General features: G+C 69.7%; 18 protein-coding genes, 1 tRNA gene and 1 pseudogene. 10 read left to right on the plus strand and 10 right to left on the minus strand.

Annotated elements, in window-relative coordinates; translation table 11 throughout:
* Positions 1-5 precede the first annotated feature (5 nt).
* Entirely contained in the window at positions 6-782 is a 777-nt protein-coding gene (locus tag IPG65_RS02470; RefSeq protein WP_366932116.1) for an ATP-binding protein, read from the plus strand.
* Here IPG65_RS02470 and IPG65_RS02475 read toward each other — a convergent pair.
* The 4 genes from IPG65_RS02475 to IPG65_RS02490 form a co-directional block, all read right to left on the minus strand.
* Positions 758-1,465: a methyltransferase gene (locus IPG65_RS02475; RefSeq protein ID WP_293187701.1), complete on the minus strand. Its 708-nt coding sequence runs from the start codon at positions 1,463-1,465 to the stop codon at positions 758-760. The genes IPG65_RS02470 and IPG65_RS02475 overlap by 25 nt on opposite strands.
* Positions 1,466-1,591: 126 nt before the next feature.
* Positions 1,592-2,710 carry an acyl-CoA dehydrogenase family protein gene (locus IPG65_RS02480; RefSeq protein ID WP_293187702.1) on the minus strand — a complete coding sequence of 373 codons (1,119 nt, stop codon included), beginning with the start codon at positions 2,708-2,710 and terminating at the stop codon, positions 1,592-1,594.
* A gap of 28 nt (positions 2,711-2,738) precedes the next feature.
* Positions 2,739-3,947: an acyl-CoA dehydrogenase family protein gene (locus IPG65_RS02485; protein ID WP_293187703.1), complete on the minus strand. Its 1,209-nt coding sequence runs from the start codon at positions 3,945-3,947 to the stop codon at positions 2,739-2,741.
* Positions 3,948-3,963: 16 nt separating this feature from the next.
* Positions 3,964-4,674 carry a YceH family protein gene (locus tag IPG65_RS02490; protein WP_293187704.1) on the minus strand — a complete coding sequence of 237 codons (711 nt, stop codon included), beginning with the start codon at positions 4,672-4,674 and terminating at the stop codon, positions 3,964-3,966.
* Between the two features lie 82 nt (positions 4,675-4,756).
* Here IPG65_RS02490 and purN point away from each other — a divergent pair, with 82 nt between their 5' ends.
* From purN to IPG65_RS02505, 3 genes are all read left to right on the plus strand, one after another.
* Positions 4,757-5,338 carry a phosphoribosylglycinamide formyltransferase gene (purN, locus tag IPG65_RS02495; RefSeq protein ID WP_293187705.1) on the plus strand — a complete coding sequence of 194 codons (582 nt, stop codon included), beginning with the start codon at positions 4,757-4,759 and terminating at the stop codon, positions 5,336-5,338.
* 84 nt (positions 5,339-5,422) lie between these two features.
* Positions 5,423-6,688 carry an RsmB/NOP family class I SAM-dependent RNA methyltransferase gene (locus tag IPG65_RS02500; protein ID WP_293187706.1) on the plus strand — a complete coding sequence of 422 codons (1,266 nt, stop codon included), beginning with the start codon at positions 5,423-5,425 and terminating at the stop codon, positions 6,686-6,688.
* A gap of 182 nt (positions 6,689-6,870) precedes the next feature.
* Positions 6,871-8,085 carry a fatty acid desaturase gene (locus IPG65_RS02505; RefSeq protein WP_293187707.1) on the plus strand — a complete coding sequence of 405 codons (1,215 nt, stop codon included), beginning with the start codon at positions 6,871-6,873 and terminating at the stop codon, positions 8,083-8,085.
* A gap of 512 nt (positions 8,086-8,597) precedes the next feature.
* Here the strand turns inward: IPG65_RS02505 and IPG65_RS02510 are convergent.
* The 3 genes from IPG65_RS02510 to IPG65_RS02520 form a co-directional block, all read right to left on the minus strand.
* Positions 8,598-11,492, minus strand: a complete 2,895-nt coding sequence (locus IPG65_RS02510; RefSeq protein WP_293187708.1) for a hypothetical protein — start codon at positions 11,490-11,492, stop codon at positions 8,598-8,600.
* Positions 11,493-11,855: 363 nt separating this feature from the next.
* Complete coding sequence (locus IPG65_RS02515; RefSeq protein ID WP_366932117.1) at positions 11,856-12,800, minus strand: SdrD B-like domain-containing protein; 945 nt, start codon at positions 12,798-12,800, stop codon at positions 11,856-11,858.
* A complete protein-coding gene (locus IPG65_RS02520; protein WP_293187709.1) occupies positions 12,727-15,645 on the minus strand; it encodes a hypothetical protein in 2,919 nt (972 codons plus the stop codon). The genes IPG65_RS02515 and IPG65_RS02520 overlap by 74 nt, the downstream gene beginning before the upstream one ends.
* A gap of 532 nt (positions 15,646-16,177) precedes the next feature.
* Here IPG65_RS02520 and IPG65_RS02525 point away from each other — a divergent pair.
* The 3 genes and pseudogenes from IPG65_RS02525 to IPG65_RS02535 all read left to right on the plus strand — a co-directional run bounded on the left by IPG65_RS02525 (position 16,178) and on the right by IPG65_RS02535 (position 19,026).
* A complete protein-coding gene (locus tag IPG65_RS02525; protein ID WP_293187710.1) occupies positions 16,178-16,915 on the plus strand; it encodes a type IV toxin-antitoxin system AbiEi family antitoxin in 738 nt (245 codons plus the stop codon).
* Positions 16,912-17,838 (plus strand): nucleotidyl transferase AbiEii/AbiGii toxin family protein, encoded by a 927-nt coding sequence (locus tag IPG65_RS02530; RefSeq protein ID WP_293187711.1) that lies wholly within the window; start codon positions 16,912-16,914, stop codon positions 17,836-17,838. Before IPG65_RS02525 ends, IPG65_RS02530 begins: the two co-directional genes overlap by 4 nt.
* A gap of 103 nt (positions 17,839-17,941) precedes the next feature.
* Positions 17,942-19,026: pseudogene (locus tag IPG65_RS02535) on the plus strand (FAD-binding oxidoreductase).
* A gap of 380 nt (positions 19,027-19,406) precedes the next feature.
* On the opposite strand, the gene IPG65_RS02540 reads toward IPG65_RS02535, so the two are convergent.
* Together IPG65_RS02540 and IPG65_RS02545 are read right to left on the minus strand one after the other, a co-directional pair.
* On the minus strand, positions 19,407-20,036 hold the full coding sequence (locus tag IPG65_RS02540) for a Crp/Fnr family transcriptional regulator (RefSeq protein ID WP_293187712.1): 630 nt from the start codon (positions 20,034-20,036) through the stop codon (positions 19,407-19,409).
* A 77-nt stretch (positions 20,037-20,113) separates the two neighbouring features.
* On the minus strand, positions 20,114-21,439 hold the full coding sequence (locus IPG65_RS02545) for a glycerate kinase (protein WP_293187713.1): 1,326 nt from the start codon (positions 21,437-21,439) through the stop codon (positions 20,114-20,116).
* 134 nt (positions 21,440-21,573) lie between these two features.
* Between IPG65_RS02545 and IPG65_RS02550 the strand changes: the two genes are divergently transcribed.
* The 3 genes from IPG65_RS02550 to IPG65_RS02560 are packed head-to-tail and all read left to right on the plus strand — an operon-like array spanning position 21,574 to position 22,557.
* Entirely contained in the window at positions 21,574-21,834 is a 261-nt protein-coding gene (locus IPG65_RS02550) for an ADP-ribosyl-(dinitrogen reductase) hydrolase (RefSeq protein WP_293187714.1), read from the plus strand.
* 47 nt (positions 21,835-21,881) lie between these two features.
* Positions 21,882-22,232, plus strand: a complete 351-nt coding sequence (locus IPG65_RS02555) for a hypothetical protein (RefSeq protein WP_293187715.1) — start codon at positions 21,882-21,884, stop codon at positions 22,230-22,232.
* Positions 22,233-22,275: 43 nt separating this feature from the next.
* The gene (locus IPG65_RS02560) at positions 22,276-22,557 is read left to right on the plus strand and encodes an antitoxin (RefSeq protein ID WP_293187716.1); all 282 of its coding nucleotides are present in this window, start codon (positions 22,276-22,278) and stop codon (positions 22,555-22,557) included.
* A gap of 129 nt (positions 22,558-22,686) precedes the next feature.
* Here the strand turns inward: IPG65_RS02560 and IPG65_RS02565 are convergent.
* Positions 22,687-22,762, minus strand: a tRNA-Thr gene (locus IPG65_RS02565).
* Between the last annotated feature and the right edge of the window lie 73 nt (positions 22,763-22,835).

Below are 22,835 nucleotides of genomic sequence, written 5' to 3' on the forward strand. Positions count from 1 at the left end.
AGCCCCTGGCTGTCCAGCCCGTCGCCACCGACCTCGGCCTCCTGCTGGACGACATTTCCGAATACGCCATCGTCCTGTGCGCGCAGCAGAACAACCGCTTTCGCCATCACCCCTCTGAACGCATGCCGCGGCAGGTCGGCCTGGACGGCAAGCGCTTGCAGCAGGTGCTGCTGAACCTGCTCTCCAACGCCGCCAAGTTCACGCGCGGCGGCGTGGTGACGCTGTCGGTCACGGCCAAGCCCGAGGGGGAGGCCTGCGCCCTGCGCTTCGAGGTCAGCGACACGGGAATAGGGATCGACCTGAACCAGGGCACGGATATTTTCGGCGCCTTCCGGCACATACAGGCGGCGAGCGGCGGCACTGGGTTGGGCCTGTTCATCGCGCAGCGCATCGTCACGGCCATGGGTGGGTCGCTGAGCGTGGCCAGCAGGCCCGGCCAGGGCACGACGTTTTCCTTCGTGCTTTCCGCGCCGATCATCGATGCGTCCGGTTCGGACTGGTCCGTCGCCCTGCAACGGGAGACGGAACCCGGCGGGCCGTCACCGGAGCCCGTTTTGCCCCGGAATGCCCTGCCGGAGGATCAGGCCCTGGATGAACTCGCCCGCCTGGCGCTCGATGGCCGCCTCACCGACATCGAGCGCTGGATCGAACGCCACGCCCAGGAGGCCGCCCATGCGCCGTTCGTTGCCCTGCTGCATGACCTGCTGGAGCGGTTCGACTTCGCGGGGGTGCACGGGTTGGCGTTGCAAGGGCGAAGTCATTCGGGCTCATCGATGGGGTGAGGCGCCGGCCGCCGGGCGTGGTACAGGCTCACGCGCCGGAATTCCGGCGATTCATCGAGGTCCGGCCAGGTGCTGGCTTCCATCGCCGCGATGCGCCGGTAGGGCGGGTGGCTGAAGTCGCGCACGCGCGAGTCGGCCACCAGCACCTGGCGGCCGCGCGTGAGGAACGCGTCCAGCAGCGGCAGGTTGGCGCGGTCGTACAGCACGTCGGCCACCAGGATCACGTCGAAGCGGTCGGCCTCGGCGAAGAAGTCCGCGCTGACTTCCAGCGCGACGCCGTTGAGCGCGGCGTTGGCCCGGCTGGCCTGCAGCGCCAGCGGGTCCAGGTCGCAGGCCACCACCTCGGCCGCGCCGGCCCTGGCGGCGGCGATGGCGGCCACGCCGGAGCCGGCGCCGAAGTCCAGCACGGTCTTGCCGCGCACCCATTGCGGGTGCTCGGCCAGCCAGCGCGCCAGCACCAGGCCGCTGGCCCAGCAGAAGCACCAGTAAGGCGGCTCGTCCATCACCCGCCGGATCTCGTCGGGCGTGAAGGGGCGGTGCATGCGGGCCGCGTCCAGCAGCCACAGCCGCAGGTCGGTGCCCGGCAGCGGGGTGGCGAGCAGGCGCGCGTCGTGCAGCAGCGAGCGCAGCGTGTGCTGCAGGGCGTCGATGGCGGCGGGCTGGGGCGGCATGGACGGTTTCATGGCGAAATCAGGCCGCAGCCCCCGTGGATATTGCGCCAACAGCTATCAAAAACGAAGTAACCGGCACGCGCGGAAAAAGAAAAAGCCCCGGCAGGCCGGGGCTCGCGGGCAGGACGCGGGGCGCCGTCAGACGAACACGCCCGCCGTGTCCTGCATGTGGTCGGACACTTCGCCCAGGTGGTGCAGGGTGTCGCCCCAGGTCATCTCCAACTGCGTGAGGACCTTGAAGTAGTGGCTGCCGGCGTACTCGTCCGTCACGCCGATGCCGCCGTGCAACTGCACCGACTGCTGGCCGACGTAGCGCAGCGACTGGCCGAGCTGCACCTTGGCGCTGGACAGCGCCAGGCGGCGCTCGGCCTCGGGCGTGCCCAGCTTGAGGCTGGCGTAGTAGCTCATGCTGCGCGCCAGTTCGAGCTGCATCTTCATGTCGGCGACGCGGTGGCGCAGCGCCTGGAAGCTGGCGATGGTGACGCCGAACTGCTTGCGCTGGTTCATGTACTCGGTGGTGAGCGCCAGGGTCTTGTCCATGGCGCCGGTGCCCGTGGCGCAGGCGCAGGCGATGCCCACGTCCACCGCGTAGCGGAGGGCGGCCAGGCCGTCGGTGGTGACGAGCGCGGCGGGCGCGCTGTCGAACTGCACGTCGGCGGCGCGCGATTCGTCCTGCGTCGGGTAGCCGCGCGTGGCCACGCCGGCGGCGCCGCGCTCGACCAGGAACAGCGCCAGCTTGCCGTCCAGCTGCGCGGGCACGACGAAGGCGTCGGCCTGGTCGCCGGCGGGCACCACGTTCTTCAGGCCGGTGAGGGCGTAGGCGCCGCCCGGCGCGGCGCTGGCCTGGGCCGCGCACACGTCCAGCCGGTAGCGCGCCTTGCGCTCCTGCTGCGCCAGCACCACCAGGGCCTCGCCGCTGGCGATGCGCGGCAGCCAGGCGGCCTGCACCTCGGGCGTGCCGAAGGCGCCGATGGCGGCGCTGGTGACGAGGGTCTGCGCCAGCGGCTCCAGCACGATGCCGCGGCCCAGCTCTTCCATGACCACCATGGCCTCGATGGGGCCCAGCCCCAGGCCGCCGTGCTCCTCGCTCACGTACAGGCCGGCCAGGCCGAGGTCGGCCAGTTCGTCGTAGGCCGCGCGGTCGAAGCCGCCGGCCGCCACGATCTTCTTGCGGCGCTCGAAGTCGTAGCCCTTGTCCACCCACTTGGCGACGGCGTCGCGCAACTGCTGCTGGTCGTCCGAAAAATTGAAGTCCATGATCTTGTGTTCCTAGCGAGGCGTTGGCTTATCCGAGAACGGTTTGGGCGACGATCGTCCGCTGCACCTCGTTGCTGCCGCCGTAGATGGTGGTCTTGCGCATGTTGAAGTAGCTGGGGGCCAGCACGGCGTTGCCCGTGCTGCCGCCCGGGAAGCCCCGCAGCGCGGCGGCCACGGCCTGGTCGCCCTGCCAGCCGGCGGCCATGGCCTCCTCGATGAAGGGCAGGCTGTAGGGGCCGGCGGCCAGCATCATCAACTCGGCGTAGCGCTGCTGGATCTCGCTGCCCTTGATCTTCAGCAGGCCGGCGATGTCCAGCGAGTTCTTGCCCGACTTCTCGGCCGAGAGCACGCGCAGCACCAGCATTTCCAGCGCCACGACGTCCACCTCCAGCAGCGCGATCTGGTCGCGGAAGCGCGGGTCGTCCCACACGCCCTCGGCCTTGGCGATGCGCTTGAGGCGCGCCAGCTCGCGCTTGGACCGGGCCACGCCGGCGATGTTGGTGCGCTCGTGGCTGAGCAGGTGCTTGGCGTAGGTCCAGCCCTTGTTCTCCTCGCCGATCAGGTTCTCGGCCGGCACCTCGACGTTGTCGAAGAACACGTCGTTGACCTCGTGGCCGCCTTCCAGCATCTTGATGGGGCGCACGGTGACGCCGGGCGACTTCATGTCCAGCACGATGAAGCTGATGCCAGTCTGCGGCTTGCCCTCGTTGCTGGTGCGCACCAGGTTGAACATCCAGTCGCCGTGCTGGCCCAGGGTGGTCCAGGTCTTCTGGCCGTTGATGATGTACTTGTCGCCTTGGCGCTCGGCGCGGGTCTTGAGCGAGGCCAGGTCGGAGCCGGCGCCCGGCTCGCTGTAGCCCTGGCTCCACCACACCTCGCCGCTGGCGATGCCGGGCAGGAAGCGCTGGTGTTGCTCGGGCGTGCCGAAGGCCTGGATGACGGGCGCCACCATCACCGGGCCGAAGGGGACGATGCCGGGCGCGCCGGCGCGCGTGGTCTCTTCCTCGAAGATGTGCCGCTGCACCGCCGTCCAGCCGGGGCCGCCGAACTCCACCGGCCAGCCGTAGGCCAGCCAGCCCTTCTTGCCCAGGATCCTGGCCCAGCCCTGCAGATCGTCGCGGGTCAGGTCCAGATCGTCATGCACCTTCCGCGCCAGGTCCTTGGGCAGGTTCGCCGCGACCCAGGCGCGGACTTCCTCGCGGAATTGCTGTTCTTCGGGGGTGAATGCCAGTTCCATGTCCGTGGTTCTCCAGTTAACCCTTGTTTTTAGCATGGTCGTTCACTTCTGTCGGTCCGGCAGGCGACACACCCAGCTCGGCGCACAGCCGGGCCACGCTGGCGCGCAGGGCGGCGACCTCGGCCTCCAGCGCGGAAATCCGGTCGTTTTGGCTTCTGGCCCGCTCTGGGTCTACGCCATCAGCTATTGAATCAGGAGCATACTGCGCGCCCTCGACCGGCCCGCACAGCAACTGCGCCCAGCGGTCCTCGCGCGTGCCGGGCGCGCGCGGCAGGCGCACCACCAGCGGGCCGCCCTTGCCTTCGGGCCGCCCGGCCAGCTCGTCCAGGAAGCCGTCCACCGACGAGATGTCGGCGAAGCGGTGCCAGCGCTCGGCGTTCAGCCGCAGCTCGCCCGCCGTCTGAGGCCCGCGCAGCATCAGCAGGCCCAGCAGCGCGGCCGACTGCTCGGGCACGCCCAGGCAGCGCTGCAGGTTGTGCTCGTAGCGGGCCACGCGGCTGCCGTGCGACTCGATCACCAGGCTGAGCGCCCGCAGGTCCGCCAGCGCCCGCTGCGCCTCGGCCTCGGTCACGTTCATCACCGGCTCGCGGCTGGTCTTCTGGTTGCAGCCGGCGACGACCAGGTTGAGCGACAGCGGGTAGGTGTCGGGCACGGTGCGGGCCTTTTCCATCAGCGTGCCCAGCACGCGGGCTTCGACGGGGGTGAGGGCGCGCGGTGTCGTGGTCATGCGCGCAAGCATAGCGGGCCGCCGCGCGCATTCGTGCCCAACCCGCGGGGCGCGTGCCCGCCATGGGGATAATCCGCCCCGCATGAAGAACATCGTGATCCTGATCTCTGGCACCGGCTCCAACATGGCCGCCATCGTGCGCGCGGCCGAGCAGCAGCGCTGGGCCGAGCGCCTGGGCGCGCGCGTGGCGGCGGTCGTCAGCAACCGGCCGGGCGCCAGGGGCCTGGACACGGCGCAAGCCGCCGGCATCGCCACCGCCGTGGTGGACCACAAGGCCCACGCCAGCCGCGACACCTTCGACGCCGCCCTGATGCAGGCCATCGACGCGCACCAGCCCGCGCTGGTGGTGCTGGCCGGCTTCATGCGCATCCTCACGCCCGGCTTCGTGGCGCACTACGAGGGGCGCATCGTCAACATCCACCCCAGCCTGCTGCCGGCCTTTCCGGGCCTGCACACGCACCAGCGCGCGCTCGACGAGGGCTGCAAGCTGGCCGGCGCCACCGTGCACCGCGTGACGGCCGAGCTGGACCACGGTGAAATCCTGGCCCAGGCGGCCGTCCCCGTGCTGCCCGACGACACCGCCGACACGCTGGCGGCGCGGGTGCTGACGCAAGAGCACCTGATCTATCCCCGCGCCGTCGCCGAATTGCTGCAGAAACAATAGCTTCTGGCTCAATATCCACGCTGGATTGGGCCGGATTTGGCTCCAAATCCATCCGGCGTGGCACGCGATGGGACAATCCGCGCCATGCATCCCCAAGCCCTGCTCGACACCGCCAGCGACCTGCTGCCGCGCGTGCTGCGCCTCGACCACCCGGCCGACGCCGTGGTGTCGCGCTTCTTCCGCGAGCAGCGCCAGCTCGGCCCGCGCGAGCGCGCCACCCTGGCCGAGACCGTCTACGCCGTGCTGCGCCGCAAGCTGCTGTACGAGCACCTCGCCCGCGCCGGCAGCGGCCCGCGCCAGCGCCGGCTGGCCATCCTGGGCTTCGCCGCGCCGCGCGACGTCCTCATGCCGGCCCTGATCGAACCCGAGAAAGCCTGGCTCGCCGCCTGCGACGCCGTCGCGCCCGGCGAACTGCCCCCCGCCTGCCGCCACAACCTGCCCGCCTGGCTGGCCGAGCCGCTTCAGACCCAGTGGGGCGAGCAGTTCGACGCCCTCGCCGAGGCGCTGCTGGCGCCCGCGCCGCTCGACCTGCGCGTCAACACCATGCTTCAAAAAAGAGAGCTGGTAGCGAAGGATCTGCGCGGGCTGGGCATCGAATCGACCCTCACCCCGTACTCGCCCTGGGGCCTGCGCCTGGCGGCCAAGCCGTCGCTGCGGAAGCTGGACGCCTTCACCCGCGGCGCCATCGAGGTGCAGGACGAGGGCTCGCAACTGCTGGCGCTGCTGCTCCAGGCTCAGCGCGGCGAGATGGTGGCCGACTTCTGCGCCGGCGCCGGCGGCAAGACCCTGGCCATCGGCGCCGCCATGCGCGGCACCGGGCGGCTGTACGCCTTCGACGTGTCCGCCCACCGGCTGGAGGCGCTCCAGCCCCGGCTGGCGCGCAGCGGCCTGGCCAACGTCCACCCCGTGGCCATCGCGCACGAGCGCGACCAGCGCCTCCAGCGCCTGGCGGCCAAGCTCGACCGCGTGCTCGTCGATGCGCCGTGCTCCGGCCTTGGCACGCTGCGCCGCAACCCCGACCTGAAGTGGCGCCAGTCGCCCGAGGCCGTGCAGGCGCTGGCCGCCGCGCAGCGCGCCATCCTGGCTGGCGCCGCGCGCCTGCTCAAGCCCGGCGGGCGGCTGGTGTACGCCACCTGCAGCCTGCTGCCCGCCGAGAACGAGGACGTGGCCCGGGCCTTCGGCGCCGCGCACCCCGATTTCGCGCCGCTGAACGCCGCCGAGCTGCTGCGGGCGCTGAAAGTGCCCCAGGCCGACACCCTCTGCACGCCCGGCGGCGCCCATCTGCGCCTGTGGCCGCACCGGCACGCCACCGACGGCTTCTTTGCCGCCATCTGGCAGCGCAAGCGCTGAAATCGGGCCGGCTGACGTCGCTCAAACCTGACGCAAATTAGAGTCCATGCCCTTGATTGGCCGTGGAAGTGCCCTTTTTTTAGACACCCCGCCTACAATCAGAACCATTGGCGCCGCCGCGCGTCCAAACAGGCACGGATGCCGGCCCCCTGGCCGGCAGGCCCCCTCCCTTGAAAGACTCCATGACGACGTTTCTCGACTCTCCCATGCTGAGCGCCATGCTGGACTGGCTGGCCCACGGCGTGCTGGGCTGGGCCTGGTGGCAGGTGCTGCTGCTCGGCCTGCTGATGACGCACATCACCATCGTCAGCGTCACGCTGTACCTGCACCGCCACTCGGCCCACCGCGCGCTCGACCTGCATCCGGCCGTGCGGCACTTCTTCCGCTTCTGGCTGTGGATGACCACCGGCATGACCACCAAGGCGTGGACCGCCATCCACCGCAAGCACCACGCCAAGTGCGAGCAGGCCGAAGACCCGCACAGCCCGCAAATCCACGGCCTGAAAAAAGTCATGTGGCAGGGCGCCGAGCTGTACCGCGCCGAGGCCGAGAACGACGACACCCTGGCCCGCTACGGCCACGGCACGCCCAACGACTGGCTTGAGCGCAACGTCTACAACCGCCACTCCGTGCTGGGCGTCAGCCTGATGCTGATCATCGACGTGCTGCTGTTCGGCGGCCTGGGCGCCGCGCTGTGGGCCATGCAGATGGCGTGGATCCCGTTCTGGGCCGCCGGCGTGGTCAACGGCGTCGGCCACTTCTGGGGCTACCGCAACTTCGAGGCGCAGGACGCCTCCACCAACCTCACCCCCTGGGGCCTCATCATCGGCGGCGAGGAGCTGCACAACAACCACCACACCTACCCGACCTCGGCCAAGTTCTCGGTCAAGCCCTACGAGTTCGACATCGGCTGGGTCTACATCACCGTCCTGTCCAGCGTGGGCCTGGCGCGCGCCAAGAAAACCCCGCCCCGCCTGGCCTACGGCGACGTGCGCCCCGTGGCCGACGCCCAGACGCTGGAGGCGCTGATCGCCCACCGCTACGAAGTCATGGCCGGCTACGCGCGCCAGATGCGCGAAGTGCTGCACCAGCAGACCGCCTCGGCCGGCGCCGCCAGCGCCGGCGCCATCCGCTCGGCGCGCCGCTGGCTGCACCGCGACGCCGACAAGGTGCCCGCCGCCGCCGTGCCCCAGCTGGCCGAGGCGCGCGCCGCCTATCCGGCGCTCGACAAGATGGTCACCATGCGCGAGGAGCTGCGCCAGCTCTGGCTCAACACCGGCCGCTCGCGCGAGCAACTGGTGGCCGACCTGCAGGCCTGGTGCAAGCGTGCCGAGGACAGCGGCATCGCCGCGCTGCACGAGTTCTCGATGAAGCTGCGCGCCGTGCGCGTGGCTTGAAACTCCAACCTAGAAACGGCAGTTGACCGCTTGCCACCCTCGGGAAAGCCGCGTGAGCATTGACCTCGACGGCTTCGATGACCTCACCTTTCGGGTGAGCGCGCTACGCGCCCGCCAGCACCGCGCTCGCCGCGCCATGCGGCGTTGCTCCTCCTTGCGCACAACAGTGCGCCGCGTCGTCTCCCTTGCAGGGCGCGGCCCAGCCAGAGGCTGGGCCTGTTCGCGCCGTCCAAAGGCGCGCAGGCGCCTTTGGAGCCGCGGCGCTCACCCTTGCCTGCCACGCCGATCACGGCACTGGCGGGCGCGTTCAACTGCCGTTTCTAGGTTCAACGAACACAGCGGGCTGGCGCTTTCTCGCGCGATGACCCCGAAAAGAATGCGCGGCAACAGCCGCGCTTTTTTTTGGACGCCATGGGGCATGGCGCGGGGAACAAGGGCCGACAAGGCCGTGAGCCCGGTTCCTGCCTCGACGATCGGCTGGCCAGTGAAGGCACCGTGCGCTCCGCGCCGGTTCACTCCAGCAGCACGGCCAGCTTGTTGACGAGGTCGAGGCTGGTGGGGGTGACGACGTCCATGGGCGCGCGCTCGGGCGCGTAGTTGAGCGTCTGCGTCAGGCTCTCGCCGGTGGTGGTGGCGTTCAGGGGCAGCAGCATGATGTTCGTGTGCAGGCCGTCCGCATGCCTCAGCGTGGTCGTGATGTCCACCACCGCGCCGTCGCTCATGCGCCGCAGCATGCGGCCGTGATAGGGCGGCCGGAAGGCGTTGTAGGTGGCGTCAGTCCTGTGGTTGATCTCGTATTCGTTAATCATGAAATCGCGCACGGTCGCCGAGTGCGCGGCCGAACGGATGGTCTGTCCGTCGCTGTCCCGGTAGTCAGCAGGCAGATCGATCAGGAGCGCGTTGTACTTTTGCAAGCGTGTGGGGTCGTTGCCGGAGTTGGGGAAGTACACCGAGTAATCCCAGCTCATGAACTCCAGAAAGGAGTTCTTGGCGTTCGTCATGACCGTGCGCATGTCACTGCCGCCCAGCGGCTGGTAGTCCTGCCACTTGGGGATGAGGCTCGGCGTCACGGGCGTGTCGCCGTCGAAGGGCCGCGTCACCCACCGGGAACCGTAGATGGCCTGGTAGGACCCGAAGTGCTGCACGAACACCAGCGCCGGTGCCTGGCCCAGGTTGAAGACATAGACCGGGTACCAGGGCGTCTGCAGGGCCTTCATGCCGTTGCGGTAGAGCGCCAGCGGGTCGGCGTTGGGGTTGCTGAAATCGACCGCCGCCACGCCTTCTTTGTTGGGCTTTCCGTGGTTCACATGCGCCAGCCCGGTCCAGGTGACCAGTTCCGCGCCGCCTTGGCCGTCTTTGTTCCAGCGCATGGGGATGTAGCCGCCGGGTGCCACGGTCCACGCCTTGCCCCTGGCGGGGTCGAGCAGGGTGCCCACCACGTAGTTGTAGTAATCGATGTCCTGCAGGCTTTTGTACAGCTCGCTGTGCCCCTGGTCGGCGGCGGTGCCGAGCATGGCTTTCTTGTAGCCGGCCAGCACGGCGGGCGTCAGGTCGGCGCCCTGGCCGAGGGCCAGGTTCACCAGGTCGTAGGCGCGCGCCGATGCCTTCTGGAAGAACTGGTGGTAGCGCTCGCTCATCTGGGGCGTGACGTTGCTGACCGAGATGTTGGCGAGGAAGGCCAGGTACGCGTCGAGCCGGCCGAGCTTTTCGCTCACCAGCATGATTTCCATCAGGTTGGGGAAGCTGCCAATGGCTTTGTCCATGCCGGGAATGTCCAGGTCGGGGCGCAGCTGGGGGATGACGGCGTCGTAGGGCAGCGTCTCGAAGCCGCTGACGAACATCTTGTCGAAGCGCACCAGGTTGCCGTCGCCCGCCCCGGCCCGCGGCGGAGTCTGAATCTGCCGGGCGCGCTCCTTGAGCTCGTCCAGCTCGGCGATGAGCTGCTCGTAGGCGTCGCCCTGCCCGGCTTGCAGCATCGCCTTGTCGTCGTTGACGATCAGCGGCTGCTCTTCCACCCGCTTTTTCGCGCGCGCCAGTTCTTCCGCGTCCTGGGCGGCTTTCTTCTTGTCGGCCAGGTACGCCTTCCACTGATCGTAGGAGGTAAAGGCCGTGTCTGGCGGGGCTTCCTCGTCGTAGTGGGGGCCGACCGGGTCGGGCAGCTTCACGCCGGGGTCCTTGGGCAGGCTGCCCATGGGCGGCACCAGGGAGCTGCCCTGGTCCTTGAGCATGGTCTGGATGCTGCCGACCCAGGCCGTGGTGTCGGCCACGCCGGCGGGCTTGGCCTCGGCCGAGACTTGCACGTTCTGCAGCGCCTTGGCCCAGCCGTTTTGCTTGTAGAACTGCACGGAGGCGCTGCCGCCCGCGCCGGCGGTCAGCGTCTGGTACTTGACCGCCAGCGAGGCGCCGTTTTGCGACTCGGCGTTGCCGTCGGCGCTGCTGAAACTGAGCTGGCCGCTGCCGATGGCCTGGTTCATCGAGGTGGTCTGCGAGACGAAGGCGTCGCCGTTGACGGCGTAGAAGTCGGCGATGGCGCTCTCGATCTTGCCGCGCAGCGCGGTCATCTGGCGCACCAGCGCGGTCTGGATGGCGGCGTCGGCGCACAGCGCGTACTGCGCCTTCAGGTCGGCGAAGACGCTTTCCATGCGCGAGAGGATCTGGATGTTGGCGTAGGGCTCGGCGTCGGCCAGCTTGTAGCGGCCGACGGTGACGCGGGTGGTGTAGGGCTTGCCGCCGCAGAGGTCGGTGGGCGGGCTTTGGGTGGTGCTGACGTAGCCGCGCAGCAGCTCGTCGCCCAGCTTGGTGCCGATGAGGTAGCCGGTGAAGTTCTCGCTGCCGCTGAAGCCGCTGCCGAGGATGGAGACGATGTTGTTGGTGTTGGCCGACACCAGTTGCACGCTGACGGTGCCGTCGGACTGGGTGTTGCGCAAGGCTTCGGCATGGTGGTAGGCGGCGGCGGCCTTGAAGCCGCCGGCGGAGCCGGAGAGCGATCCGTCGAGGGTCGTCTGGCTGCTGGCCGTGCTGGCGGCCTTGCTGCTGGTGATGCGCAGCGCGGTGGTCTGCCGCGAGCGGGTGGTGTCCACGTTCAGCCGGCCGTCTTCCTTGAGCCGCCCCAGGTCGAAGATGGGGCGCAGGTTGTAGGTGGATGCGGCCGCGTTGATGCTGGAGCCGACCGAGAGCGACTTGATCGTCTCCGGCGTGATGTTGGTGCCCCGGCCGGCGGTCAGCAGGTAGCGGTCGAAGTCCTCCTCGTCCATGGACGCGTGCGCGGCCAGGGTGGGATAGCGCGAGGTATGGGTGGGCTCTGGCTCGTCCGAGCCGCCGCCGCAGCCGGCCAGAAGGAGCGCGCAGGCCAGCGGGACGGCCATGAAGCGGGGGCGGCGTGGCAGGTGGATGTACAGGTCTTTCATGATTCATCGACAGGTCGGGCGGGACTCTGAAAAGTCTAGATACAGGTATTTGCCGGCCGTGGGCCATGTTCGGGGCCAGCATCCCAGGTTGAGGGAATGCGTCCCGCGTATCGGGCTGTCACTATAGTCCGGCGCATGCCGTCTTTCCAGCCAGCACCCCCTGCGGGCCCACTTCCGCACCGGCGACCTGGAACAGCCGCCCGCACCTCCTTGGCGGCCCGGCGATGAAAAAACGGCCCCGGCGGGTATCCCGCCGGGGCCGTTGTTCAGGTGGTTGCTACAAATTCAATAGCTGGCTCGATCCCCTTGCAACCCGGGTTCCGATGGCCGCGGGCCGGGGGTTTCCCGGCCCGCGCCGCGCCGTCAGCGCTGGCGCCGCCTGTAGGCCAGGCCGCCCAGCAGCAGCGACAGCGCCGCCAGGGCCCAGGGCGCGTTCACCGGCACCGGGGTGATGCCGCCGCCGGTCACCACGTGGGTGGTGCGGCACGATTGCGCGCTGGTGCAGCGCGGCTCGTCCGTGCCGCCGGGCGCGACCTGGTTGTTCACACTGGTGGTCGCGCCCCTCGTCACCTTGGCCTGGTAGGTGAACGCATGCGTGCCCTCCGCGGCGCCGGCCGCCAGCTCGCAGGTCACCACCTGGCCCGCCGCGTTGCACGTGCCGCCGGCCGGCGTGGTGAACGAGCCCGGCACCAGCTCCAGCCCCTGGCCCAGCGTGTCCGTCAGCGTGACCACGCCGCGCGTCGGCGCCTCGGCCACCGTCACCTCGACGGTGTAGGTCAGGGTCTGTCCGACCGACACCTTGGCGCCGCTGGCCACCTCGGCCCGCTTGGCCACCGTCACCACCGCCTGGCGGATCTCGCCGAAGTCGTAGCCCGTGGCCACGGCGTCCGTCACCAGCACGATGTCCGTGACCACGCTGGGCACGACACCGCGCGCGTTGGCGGTGCCGCCGCTGGTGCCCACGGCGCGCGCGCCATCGACGTAGCCGGCCGGCTGCGCCTCGGTCACGCGGTAGCGGCCAGCGGGCAGGCCGCTGAAGGCGTACTGTCCGTTGCCGTCGGTCACCGCCGTCCGGATCACGTACTGGTCGTCGCCCGCGCACGTCGGCACGGCGTTGCCGTCCATCGGCAGCGCGGCCGTGTCCAGCACCCCATCGAGGCCGGCGACGCAGCCCTGCAGCGCGATCGACACGCCGCCGATGCCCAGCTCGCCGCCACCCTGGCTGCCGTCGTCGTCAGCGTCGTGGAACACCGTGCCCGCCAGGCTGGCGCCGCCCACCCGCACGGCCGTCGACGAGGCCGAATGCACGTACAGCAGCGCGCTGCGGGCGTCCGGCGAACGCCCGCCGATGCCGTTGTTGAACACGTCCTCCGCGGGGCAGCCCGGCGTGATGCCGATCTGCCCGGCCAGGCACCACGGCGTGCTGCCGCCGGGGGCCGTTGCTCGCGTGGCGCGGGTCGTTGTTGATCGAGCTCGGCGCGGCGTTGGTGTAGTACACCGCCATGGTGGGGTCGCTGGTGGCGGGAACGGTCACCGCGTTCAGCCGGTAGGCGCCGGCATCGAAGGCCGACGCCGGCGTGCGTGCCGTGAAGCTGTTGCTCGCATTGGCCGCGCCGTCACCCACGAACGGCAGGATGTCGATGAAATGCGGCACGTCCGGCGCCACCACGTCGGAGCCGAAGGACACGTAGTCCACGTTGTAGCGGAACCGCCCGCCAGCATCGATCACCGGCGTCAGCGTGCTTTTCTGCACCTGGAACCCCGGCGGCGTCTGCACCGCCACGTTCGCCGAGGCGGCCTTGGTGCAGGTGCCGAAGTTGTGGCTGGCCGGCACGTAGTCGCAGTCCGCCTCGTAGTCGTTCGGGCCGCCGCTCACCGCCACGCTGTTGGTCAGCACCGCGCTGTCCGGCGCGATCAGCGCGACCCTTGCCCTGAACTCGATCGGGGCCAGGTTCGCGCCCGCGTTGTCCGCGCCCAGGATGGGCATCTGGCCGGGCAGCGTCCAGGTCAGTTGCGTGTAGCCGGGGGCCGGGGTGGAGACCACCGGCTCCATCGGGTTGCCGCCCACCGTGGCGGACCCGGACACGTAGTTCAGGTTCGGCGGCAGCACGTCGGTCACCGTGTAGGTGGCGGCCAGCGGCGGGAAGGTCGTGGAATAGCGCGGCTGCAGCCGGTAGGTCAGCGTGCTGCCCACGGGCTGGGGCGCGATCTCGCCATCGGCCGGGTTGACGATGCTCTTGCCGACGCGCGAGGTGGTGCGGATCCGCGTCACGCGCAGGTGGTCGCGGATGTTGGCGCCGTCCAGAAAGGTGAACGAGGTGCCGATGTCACCCTCGTTGCGCAGGATGGTGCCTTCCGGGATCGCCTGGCCGGCCGTGCGGGTGGCGGCAGCCGGCGAGAGCACGCTGATCGTGGCCGCCCAGGTGTTGCGCAGGATGAGGCCACGGACCTGCATGCCAATTCTGGAGCTGCCCGGCATGGTGCCCACATTGGCGCGCACGTAGACGAGCCCGCCGGCGGCCTGGGCGGCGGCTTCGCTGGTGTGCCAGGTGATGCCCGGGTCGTTGCAGCGCGCCGTGGCGTACGCCGAAGCCCCGGCGGCCCCATCGTTGTACGGATCGGTTGCGGTATCGGTGGACGCGAAGTACGGCCCGCCTGCCTTGGTGCCGTACTGGATCGGCGGCGTCGGCGGAGTCGGTGAGACGTCGCTCCAGGTCGTGGTGACCGAGAAGTTGTCACCGATGTCGAACGCCGTGCGGTCGATGATCTCGCACAGGTAGACGCCGGTGTGCGCGGCCGTGCCGTCGTTGTAGTAGCGCACGCTGGCCTTCACGGACTGCGTCGGCGTCATGTCGTTGACATGGCAATCGACGACGACGGCGGGGTCGCACCGCGTTTCGAAGGGAGGGTCCAGGCTGAGATCTTCCTGGAACCTCTTCATCACAGCGCCCGTATCGAGCCTTTGCATTGGGTAGCTGGCGCTGTTGTTGCTGGGGTCGTCGCCGGTGAGCGGCTGGCCGCTGATCGACTGGCCGGTCACGCTGCCCAGCCTGATCTGGTGGCCGATCAGCACGTTCGACGGGTACGAGGTGAGCGGCGTCCACAGCACCAGCCCCTTGTTCGACACCCACCACTCCGCCGGCGGCACGGGCGACGCCGTGACGTTGTTGATGGTGGGCCGGCGCTGCAGGGTGGTGTCGATGTTGTTGACGTCGAAGTCGATGAGGGTTCCGACCTGTGCGGCCAGGTCACAGACGCCGCCGTTGGGCACCGCGCTGGGAGATGTGCTGTTGGTGCCGCCGGTGTCGGCGACCAGGTTGTACATGTTGAAGCCGCCGCCGGACTCGACATCGGGCAAGCCGAGGTGCGGGCTGCCGCAGCCGCTGCTGAAGGTGCCCCCGGCGGCGGGGTGCCAGTCGTCCAGCCGTACCCCGGCCGGATAGCCGGAAACGTCCATCTGGTAGTGCACGGGCACTGCGGGATTGAGTTGTTCCACGCCCTTGTTGCCGTGGCCGTTGGGGTTCTTGGCCACCAGGCCCACCAGCGGCTTGTGGAAGAAACCGTCCTCGTCAGCAGGGCCGTTGGCGGGCATGAAACCGTAGGCGCGCGGGTTGCCCTGGTGGCTCATCTGCACCACGACGTCGTAGAACGGCGCGGCGGTGACCGCCAGCGCGGCCGGCGTCTGGCCGGGCGTGAACGACGGGGTGGCCGAGGACGAGGCCGTCAGGCTGGGCGCGGGCAGGGCGGTGCCGTTGGGCGTGGTGCTGAGCACCGTGGCGTTGAGGTACACCGACCGCGTGCCCGAACTGGCGACGTTGCCCAGGTTGCAGGTCAGCGTCTGGCCGTCGACCGAGATGGTGGACCCGGCCCCGGTGCAGTCGGCCGGCACGTTGGTCCAGCGCGCCACCGGCAGGCCCACGCGCGGCGCCACGTTGCCCTGCGGGAGCGTGCTGACCAGGGTCAGGTTGTTGTCTCCGCCGCTGGTGCTGAAGGTCGCCAGGTATTCGAACTGGTCGTTGGTGCGCACGATGCCGTTGTGGGCATCCGTGTCAAAACCAGGGCCGGCGGCCACGTCCCAGCCCGAGGTGCCGTCGTAGCTGTTGACGAAAATGAGCTGGGTGATGGCGGCCTGGGCTGGCAGGCTGGCGCCCATCAGAACGGCGGCGGCCGCCAGCCACCGCCGCAAGGGCCGTGGCGCCGCGAGGCGGGCGTGAGGTCTACCCCCCCCCCCGCTGGGGTAGAGCGGCGGAGAATCATTCAAGTTGCTGGATATGGGCATTGCTGCGCTCCTTTTTTCAGTCACGGTGCTGTCACGCTTGGTATTTGGGCCGCGCGCATGGTATCAAATCAATTCCAAATCACCAATGGTGTAAAGGCCCGTGGAGCGTGAAAAATTGTGCCGGAACGGGTTTTATGCAGGATGGCGTGGTTTCGGCGATATTGTCCGAACGTGGTGGGGTGTCATGTAGAGTATTAAAGTATTAACTTTGATATTCACGTGCCATGCCCTGGCGGCGCCGCCTGGGGGGCTCGTTCGGGCGTTGGCCGTCACACGCTTGCCGGCGCCTCAGTGCCGGACGAGAGAGCGGGGGAATTTTGAAAAATTGAGTTTGTCGTAACCTGGCTACGATGATTCGTGCTTTTTCAAATTCACTTTCTTTTGGAAAAGATGTATAAATCGTAGTATGACTACGACTGGGGCAAGCAAACTAAACGCGCTCTACACCCGGCTCGCACCGGGGATGCCGTTGACCTCGGAGGACCTGGCGGCGCTGGACATCTCCGCCGACCTGGCCGTTCACTATGTCCGGGCGGGCTGGCTCATGCGCCTGGCGCGTGGGGTGTATGGTCGCCCGAACGACACCATGGCCCTTCATCCCAGCCTGCTGCTGTTGCAGCGCCGGTTGGAGGGGCTGCGCGTCGGTGGCAAGTCGGCGCTGGACTGGCATGGCGTGCGGCAGTACGTGGCGCGGCAGCCGGTGCTGCACCTGTACGGCTGGACGGCCGGGCGTTTGCCGGAGTGGTTCACCGAGCGTTTTCCGGCCGAATACCACCGCAAGCGCCTGTTCGACGAGCAGCCGGGGGCCTTGCTGCATGTTGACCCCTTCGAGAAGCGCGATGGCGCGCCGCGGGTGTCGGCCCCGGAGCGCGCGCTGCTGGAAGTGTTGAGCGACGTGGGCGTGCGCCAGCCTTTGCAGGAGGCCCGTGAACTGGTGGAGAGCGCCTACAGCCTGCGCGCCGACGTGCTGCGCGAGTTGCTTCAACGCTGCACGAGCGTCAAGACCGTGCGGCTGTGCCTTCAGCTCGGCCGCGAAGCCTCGCTGCCCTGGGCGGCCAAGCTCGACCCGGCCGCGCTGCCGACCGGCAGCGATCGGGCCTGGGTGTCCCGATCGGCCGATGGCCTGCTGGTGCTCAAGCCATGAACCCCACCTATCTCGATACCGCGCGCCTGCTGGCGCAGGTGGCGTCGCTGGTGTTCGTGGACGATACCTTCGCGCTGAAGGGGGGCACCGCGATCAACCTCTTCGTGCGCGACATGCCGCGCTTGTCGGTGGATCTCGATCTGGTCTTTCCCGACCACACGCTGCCGCGTGACGAGGCGCTGGCGCGCATCGACGAGGCCATCCGACAGGCCGCCGAGCGGCTGAAGAAGCGAGGATTCCAGACGCACGCGCCTGCCGTGGCGGCAGGGGAGACCAAGTTGCTGGTGCGTCGCGGTTCGATTCAGGTCAAGGTCGAAGTCAACTTCGTCATGCGCGGGACCGTGCAGCCGGCGCGCCGCGCTTCGCTGACGCCGGCTGCCCGCGACGTGCTGATGGCTGATCTGGAGATTCCGGTGGTATCGCTGGAGGACGTGTACGGCGGCAAGTTGGTGGCGGCACTGGATCGGCAGCACCCGCGTGACCTGTTCGACGTGATGCAGCTCTTTGCACACGAGGGCATCACGCCCGGCATCCGGCGTGCCTTCGTGGTCTACCTGGCCAGCAGCAATCGGCCGATCCACGAAGTGCTGTTCACGTCGCCGCGGGACATCCGGCACGACTACGAGCACAACTTCCAGGGCATGACGGCCGAGCCGGTGCCACTGGAGGCTTTGCTTGCTGCGCGCGAGCGGCTGGTGCAGGAGATCCAGCGTGGGCTGGATGAGGACGAACGGCGCTTCCTGCTGTCGCTGGTCGCCGACACGCCCGAGTGGGGGCGGCTGGGCATCGCCCATCTTGAACATCTGCCGGGCGTGCGCTGGAAGCTGCGGAATCTGGCGCAGTTGCGCAAGACCAATCCGAAGAAGTTTGCCGAGCAGGCCGACTTGCTGGCCGCGCGGCTGGCCGTCATCGCGCCAAGCTGAAAAGATGACCCCCCCCTGGGGGCAGCGGGGCAGCGTGAGGACCATTCTTCATGTCGTGCCCACGGCAGTGCATCGGCTGGAGCCCCCGTGAAAGAATCGCCGCATGAAGGCCCACGATGTCCTCATCATCGGCGCCGGCATGGCGGGCGCCTCGCTGGCGTGGCGGCTGGCCCGGGACGGCCTGGGCGTGGCGGTGGTGGAGCGCGAGGCGCAGCCCGGCATGCACAGCACCGGCCGCTCGGCCGCGATGTTCATGGAGAGCTACGGCCCGCCCGGCGTGCGCGCGCTGACCCGCGCCAGCCGCGCCTTCTACCTGAACCCGCCCCCGGGCTTTGCCGACGCGCCGCTGCCGCGGCCGCGCGGCGCGTTGTTCGTCGCCACCGCCGCGCAGCAGGACGCGCTGGCGCGGATGCGGGCCGGGCTGGCGGCCAGCGGCACGGCCATGGTGCTATTGGATTCAGAGCGCATCGCGCGGATGGTGCCTGGGCTGAAGCCCGGTTTGTTTCAGAACGCACTGCTGGACGAGCACAGTCATGACATCGACGTCCACGCGCTGCTGCAGGGCTTTCTGCGCGGCGCGCGGCAGGCCGGCGCGGCGGGGCACGGCGCCGAGGGCTGGACGGTGCGCCTGTCGGGCGGCGGCGAATTGCGCGCGCGCACCGTGGTCAACGCCGCTGGCGCCTGGGTGGACGAGGTGGCGCCGCTCTTCGGCGCCCGGCCCATCGGCATCGAGCCGCGCCGCCGCGGCGCCTTCACCTTCCGCCCGCCGGAGGGCGTGGACGTGTCCGGCTGGCCCCTGGTGGCCGACGTGGAGGAGGGCTGGTACTTCAAGCCCGACGCCGGCCAGTTGCTGGGCTCGCCGGCCAACGCCGACCCGGTGCCGCCGCACGACGTGCAGCCGGAGGCGCTGGACATCGCCCTGGGCATCCACCGCATCGAGGAGGCCACCACGCTGGCCATCCGCCGCCCGACGGCGAGATCGTCGTCGGCTTCGACGGCGCCTGCCCCGGCTTCTTCTGGCTGGCGGGGCAGGGCGGCTACGGCATCCAGAGCGCGGCCGGCGCGAGCCTGCTGGCGGCCAGCCTGATCGAGGGCGCGCCGCTGCCGGCCGAATTGGTCCACCACGGCGTCGATCCGGCTGTCGTGTCCCCGCGCCGGCTGCGCCGTGCCTTGGGCCTTGACTACTGAAAACGTAGCTGATTGCGCAATAAGGGCGCGGGCTGCAGGCTGATTTGATTCAACCTGGAAACGGCAGCTGACCGCTTGCCACCCTCGGGGAAGCCGCGTGAGCATTGACCTCGACGGCTTCGATGACCTTCACCTTTCGGGTGAGAGCGCTACGCACCCGCCAGCACCGCGCTCGCCGCGCCATGCGGCGTTGCTCCTCCTTGCGCACAACAGTGCGCCGCGTCGTCTCCCTTGCAGGGCGCGGGCCGTCCAGAGGCCGGCCCCGTTCACGCCGTCCACAGGCGCGCAGGCGCCTGTGGAGCCGCGGCGTTCACCCTTGCCTGCCACGCCAATCACGGCACTGGCGGGCGCGTTCAACTGCCGTTTCCAGGGTCAATGAATCAAGCGCCGGCCAGTACCCGCAGCCCGGTGGGGTCGAGCAGGTTCAGCACGCGGCCCGAGCCGCTGATGAGGTGGCGCTCGCGCAATTGGCGCAGCACGCGCGACAAGGTCTCGGGGGCGATGCCCAGTTGCGCGGCGATGGTGCGCTTGCGCTGGCGCAGCAGCACGGCCCGCGCGGCGGCGGGGTCGTGCGCCGGCTCGGCGTGGCGCAGCAGCCATTCGGCGCAGCGCGCCTCGGCGTCCTTGGCCAGGCGGCTGACGGCCAGCTCGGCCTGCTGGCGGTGCGCCCGCGCCACGTCGCGCAGCACCGTCAGCGCGGGCGCGGGCAGGGCCTCCAGGCTGGCCTTGAACTGCGCCAGCGGCACGCGCCGCACCTGGATCGGCGTGTCGGCCACGGCATCGACCACGGGCGCCAGGCCCAGCACGGCGTCGCCGGCGTCGAGCCACAGCGGCCCTTCGACCAGCCCGGTCTGGTGCGTCAGGCCCTCGCGCCCCAGCACGCCCAGGGCCACGCGGCCCCGGTCCACGTGGTAGACGGCATCGCCGGCGCAGGCGCGGCGCAGCAGCACCGCGCCCACGGGCAGGGTGAGGGGGTCGCCGGTCCGGTCGAGCGATGCGAAGGGCAGCATGGGGGCACTGTGCCGCGCCCGGCCGCGCCGGGCATTGATGCACATCAACCGCGGCGGACTTCGCCGCCGGGCCTGGCCTACAGCACCAGCAGCGCGCGGAAGTCGTTGACGTTGGTGTGCGTCGGCCCGGTGACGACCAGGTCGCCCAGGCCCTCGAAGAAGCCGTGCGCGTCGTGGCGCGCCAGGTGGTCGGGCAGGTCCAGCCCCAGGGCCGCCGCGCGCGCCAGGGTGTCCGGCGCCACCAGGGCGCCGGCGTTGTCTTCGACGCCGTCGATGCCGTCGGTGTCGGCCGCCAGGCCCCACACCGCGGGGTGGCCGCGCAGCGCCCGCGCCAGCCCCAGGCAGAACTCGCCCGCGCGGCCGCCGCGGCCGGGCCGGGCGCCGTGGGCCGCCGGGCCGAGGGTCACGGTGGTCTCGCCGCCGCTCAGGATCACGCAGGGCCGCGCGAAGGCGCCCGTGCCGGCGGCGGCGGCGCGGGCCAGGGCGGCGTGCATGCGGCCGATTTCGCGCGATTCGCCCTCGATCTGGTCGCTGAGCACGTGCGCCGCCAGGCCCGCCGCGCGCGCGGCGTCGGCCGCGGCGGCCAGCGACTGCCCGGGCGTGGCGATCAGGTGCGCCCGGTGCCGGGCGAACAGCGCGTCGCCGGGCTTGGGCGTCTCCAGGCGGCCGCTTTCGAGGCCGGCCACCACGCCCGGCGGCAGGGCGATGCCGTGGCGGCGCGCGATGGCCAGCGCGTCGGCGCAGCGCGTGTCGTCGGCCACGGTGGGGCCGCTGGCGATCACCGACAGGTCGTCGCCCGGCACGTCGCTGATGGCCAGCGTGACCACGGGCGCCGGCCCGCAGGCGGCGGCCAGGCGCCCGCCCTTGATGCGCGAGAGGTGCTTGCGCAGCGCGTTCATCTCGTGGATGCCGGCGCCGCTGGCGAGCAGCGCGCGGTGGATGCGCTGCTTGTCGGCCAGCGCCAGGCCCTCGGCCGGCAGCGTCAGCAGGGCCGAGCCGCCGCCCGAGATGAGGCACAGCACCAGGTCGTCGGCGTCCACGCCGTGGGCCAGCGCCAGCAGCCGCCCGGCGGCGCGCTGGCCGGCCTCGTCCGGCACGGGGTGGGCGGCCTCGGCGACCTCGATGCGCTGGGCCAGGCCGGCGGGGCGCGGCGGCGTGTGGCCGTAGCGCGTCACCACCAGGCCGGACAGGGGCGCGTCGGCGGGCCATGCGGCCTCCAGCGCCTGCGCCATCGCCCCGGCCGCCTTGCCGGCGCCCAGCACCAGCGTGCGGCCCCGGGGCGGCGCGGGCAGGAAGCCCGCCAGCGTGCGCGCCGGCTGCGCGCGGGCGATGGCGGCATCGAGCAGATGGCGCAGGAACTCGCGCGGCTGGGCGGTGGGCGAGGGCGGCGGGGGGGCGGGCATGGGGCTCACTCTACCCGCGGGCGCGGGCAAGAGCGGCCGGGCGCCTGCTTGAGGCTCCGTCTCATCGTCACCACATGTCGTTCATGTTTGTATATACGATTCCATGATGCGCCAACCCGACATCTCCCGACCCAATGCGCAACCTGGTCATCTCCTCGTCCATTGCCAGGAAGCTGGCCGACAAGCATCACATCCGACGCTGTGAAGTCGTCCAGTGTTTTCAGAACAAATGCGGTGTGTACCTGGAAGACACGAGAGAGGACCACGAGAGCGATCCACCAACGCCGTGGTTCGTGGCGCCAACCAACAAGGGCAGGGGACTGAAGATCGCATTCATCCATCGGGACGGGAAAGTTTTCCTTCGCTCCGCGTCCGACGCCAATGATGCCGCATAACGTATATACGAGAAGTATGGAGAATGAACAAACGGAGTCCTGACACCATGAAGCCCACCAAAACGAAGCGGGTGGCGAGCAAGATGGCTTCCACCGACGAAGCATGGGAAAGCGGCCGACTGGGTTGCGACGAATCCAGCGTTCGGGTTGCCGGCCCCGAGCTGGAGAGCCTGGTGGACGAGAGTCTGGGTCTGCAGGCCATCTCGATCCGCTTGCCCAGGCATCTGATCGAGGCCTACAAATTGATTGCGGCCCATCATGGCGTCGGCTATCAGCCGCTGATGCGCGACATCCTGCAACGCTTCGTGCCTGAAGGCCTGAAGGAGGTGCTGCAGGAACACGAGATTCGCGCGGAGGCCGCGAGCAAGCGAATCGCGGAAAGCAGGAAAGCTGCCTAGGCCGCGGGGACGCCGACGTTTCCGTGGCACATACAGGATGCATATGCCCGGAGATGCCGTGCTCCCCTTGTCTTCCAGGCCCAAGGAGGCCAAGCTGTTCCGCAACAACCGCAGCCAGGCGGTGCGGATTCCCGTCGAGTTCGAGCTGCCCGGCGATCGTGTGCTGATCCACCGTGAAGGCGGCAAGCTCATCATCGAGCCCGTGGCCAAGCCCGCCAACATCATCGAATTGCTGGCCGAATGGCGCAACGAGCCGGCGCCGGGGCCGCAAGACCAGTTCCCCGATATCGAGGACATGCCCGCCAAGCCGGAGGATGTATTTTGAGCGGCTACCGTTTTCGGGCACGACCCCCCTTGACAACCGCCAGCATGCGGAAGCGGCCAGGAAAAAGCCGCCCGAAGGCGGCCATCTGAGAGGGAAGTTCCGGGATTTCCGGAATCGGTTTGAAGTTGTTGGTGCCGGCGACCGGAATCGAACTGGTGACCTACGCGTTACGAGTGCGTTGCTCTACCAACTGAGCTACGCCGGCATGACCGGAAAAGCTGGCGATTATAGCGGCCTGTGCCGCCGTCCCGCGCGGCGCGGGAACGCACGGCCGTCTA

The sequence above is a fragment of the Ottowia sp. genome, from assembly GCF_016703145.1.
Classification (GTDB): Bacteria; Pseudomonadota; Gammaproteobacteria; order Burkholderiales; family Burkholderiaceae_C; genus Ottowia.

What these genes read in the sequence shown, in the direction of transcription:
- IPG65_RS02555 (WP_293187715.1), top strand. Translation starts at nt 21,882, where the DNA reads ATGAAGCCCACCAAAACGAAGCGGGTGGCGAGCAAGATGGCTTCCACC.
- IPG65_RS02550 (WP_293187714.1), top strand. Translation starts at nt 21,574, where the DNA reads ATGCGCAACCTGGTCATCTCCTCGTCCATTGCCAGGAAGCTGGCCGAC.
- IPG65_RS02510 (WP_293187708.1), bottom strand. Translation starts at nt 11,492, where the DNA reads ATGAAAGACCTGTACATCCACCTGCCACGCCGCCCCCGCTTCATGGCC.
- IPG65_RS02480 (WP_293187702.1), bottom strand. Translation starts at nt 2,710, where the DNA reads ATGGACTTCAATTTTTCGGACGACCAGCAGCAGTTGCGCGACGCCGTC.
- IPG65_RS02475 (WP_293187701.1), bottom strand. Translation starts at nt 1,465, where the DNA reads ATGAAACCGTCCATGCCGCCCCAGCCCGCCGCCATCGACGCCCTGCAG.
- IPG65_RS02505 (WP_293187707.1), top strand. Translation starts at nt 6,871, where the DNA reads ATGACGACGTTTCTCGACTCTCCCATGCTGAGCGCCATGCTGGACTGG.
- IPG65_RS02545 (WP_293187713.1), bottom strand. Translation starts at nt 21,439, where the DNA reads ATGCCCGCCCCCCCGCCGCCCTCGCCCACCGCCCAGCCGCGCGAGTTC.
- IPG65_RS02500 (WP_293187706.1), top strand. Translation starts at nt 5,423, where the DNA reads ATGCATCCCCAAGCCCTGCTCGACACCGCCAGCGACCTGCTGCCGCGC.
- IPG65_RS02485 (WP_293187703.1), bottom strand. Translation starts at nt 3,947, where the DNA reads ATGGAACTGGCATTCACCCCCGAAGAACAGCAATTCCGCGAGGAAGTC.
- IPG65_RS02490 (WP_293187704.1), bottom strand. Translation starts at nt 4,674, where the DNA reads ATGACCACGACACCGCGCGCCCTCACCCCCGTCGAAGCCCGCGTGCTG.
- IPG65_RS02560 (WP_293187716.1), top strand. Translation starts at nt 22,276, where the DNA reads ATGCCCGGAGATGCCGTGCTCCCCTTGTCTTCCAGGCCCAAGGAGGCC.
- purN (WP_293187705.1), top strand. Translation starts at nt 4,757, where the DNA reads ATGAAGAACATCGTGATCCTGATCTCTGGCACCGGCTCCAACATGGCC.
- IPG65_RS02530 (WP_293187711.1), top strand. Translation starts at nt 16,912, where the DNA reads ATGAACCCCACCTATCTCGATACCGCGCGCCTGCTGGCGCAGGTGGCG.
- IPG65_RS02520 (WP_293187709.1), bottom strand. Translation starts at nt 15,645, where the DNA reads ATGGGCGCCAGCCTGCCAGCCCAGGCCGCCATCACCCAGCTCATTTTC.
- IPG65_RS02525 (WP_293187710.1), top strand. Translation starts at nt 16,178, where the DNA reads ATGACTACGACTGGGGCAAGCAAACTAAACGCGCTCTACACCCGGCTC.
- IPG65_RS02540 (WP_293187712.1), bottom strand. Translation starts at nt 20,036, where the DNA reads ATGCTGCCCTTCGCATCGCTCGACCGGACCGGCGACCCCCTCACCCTG.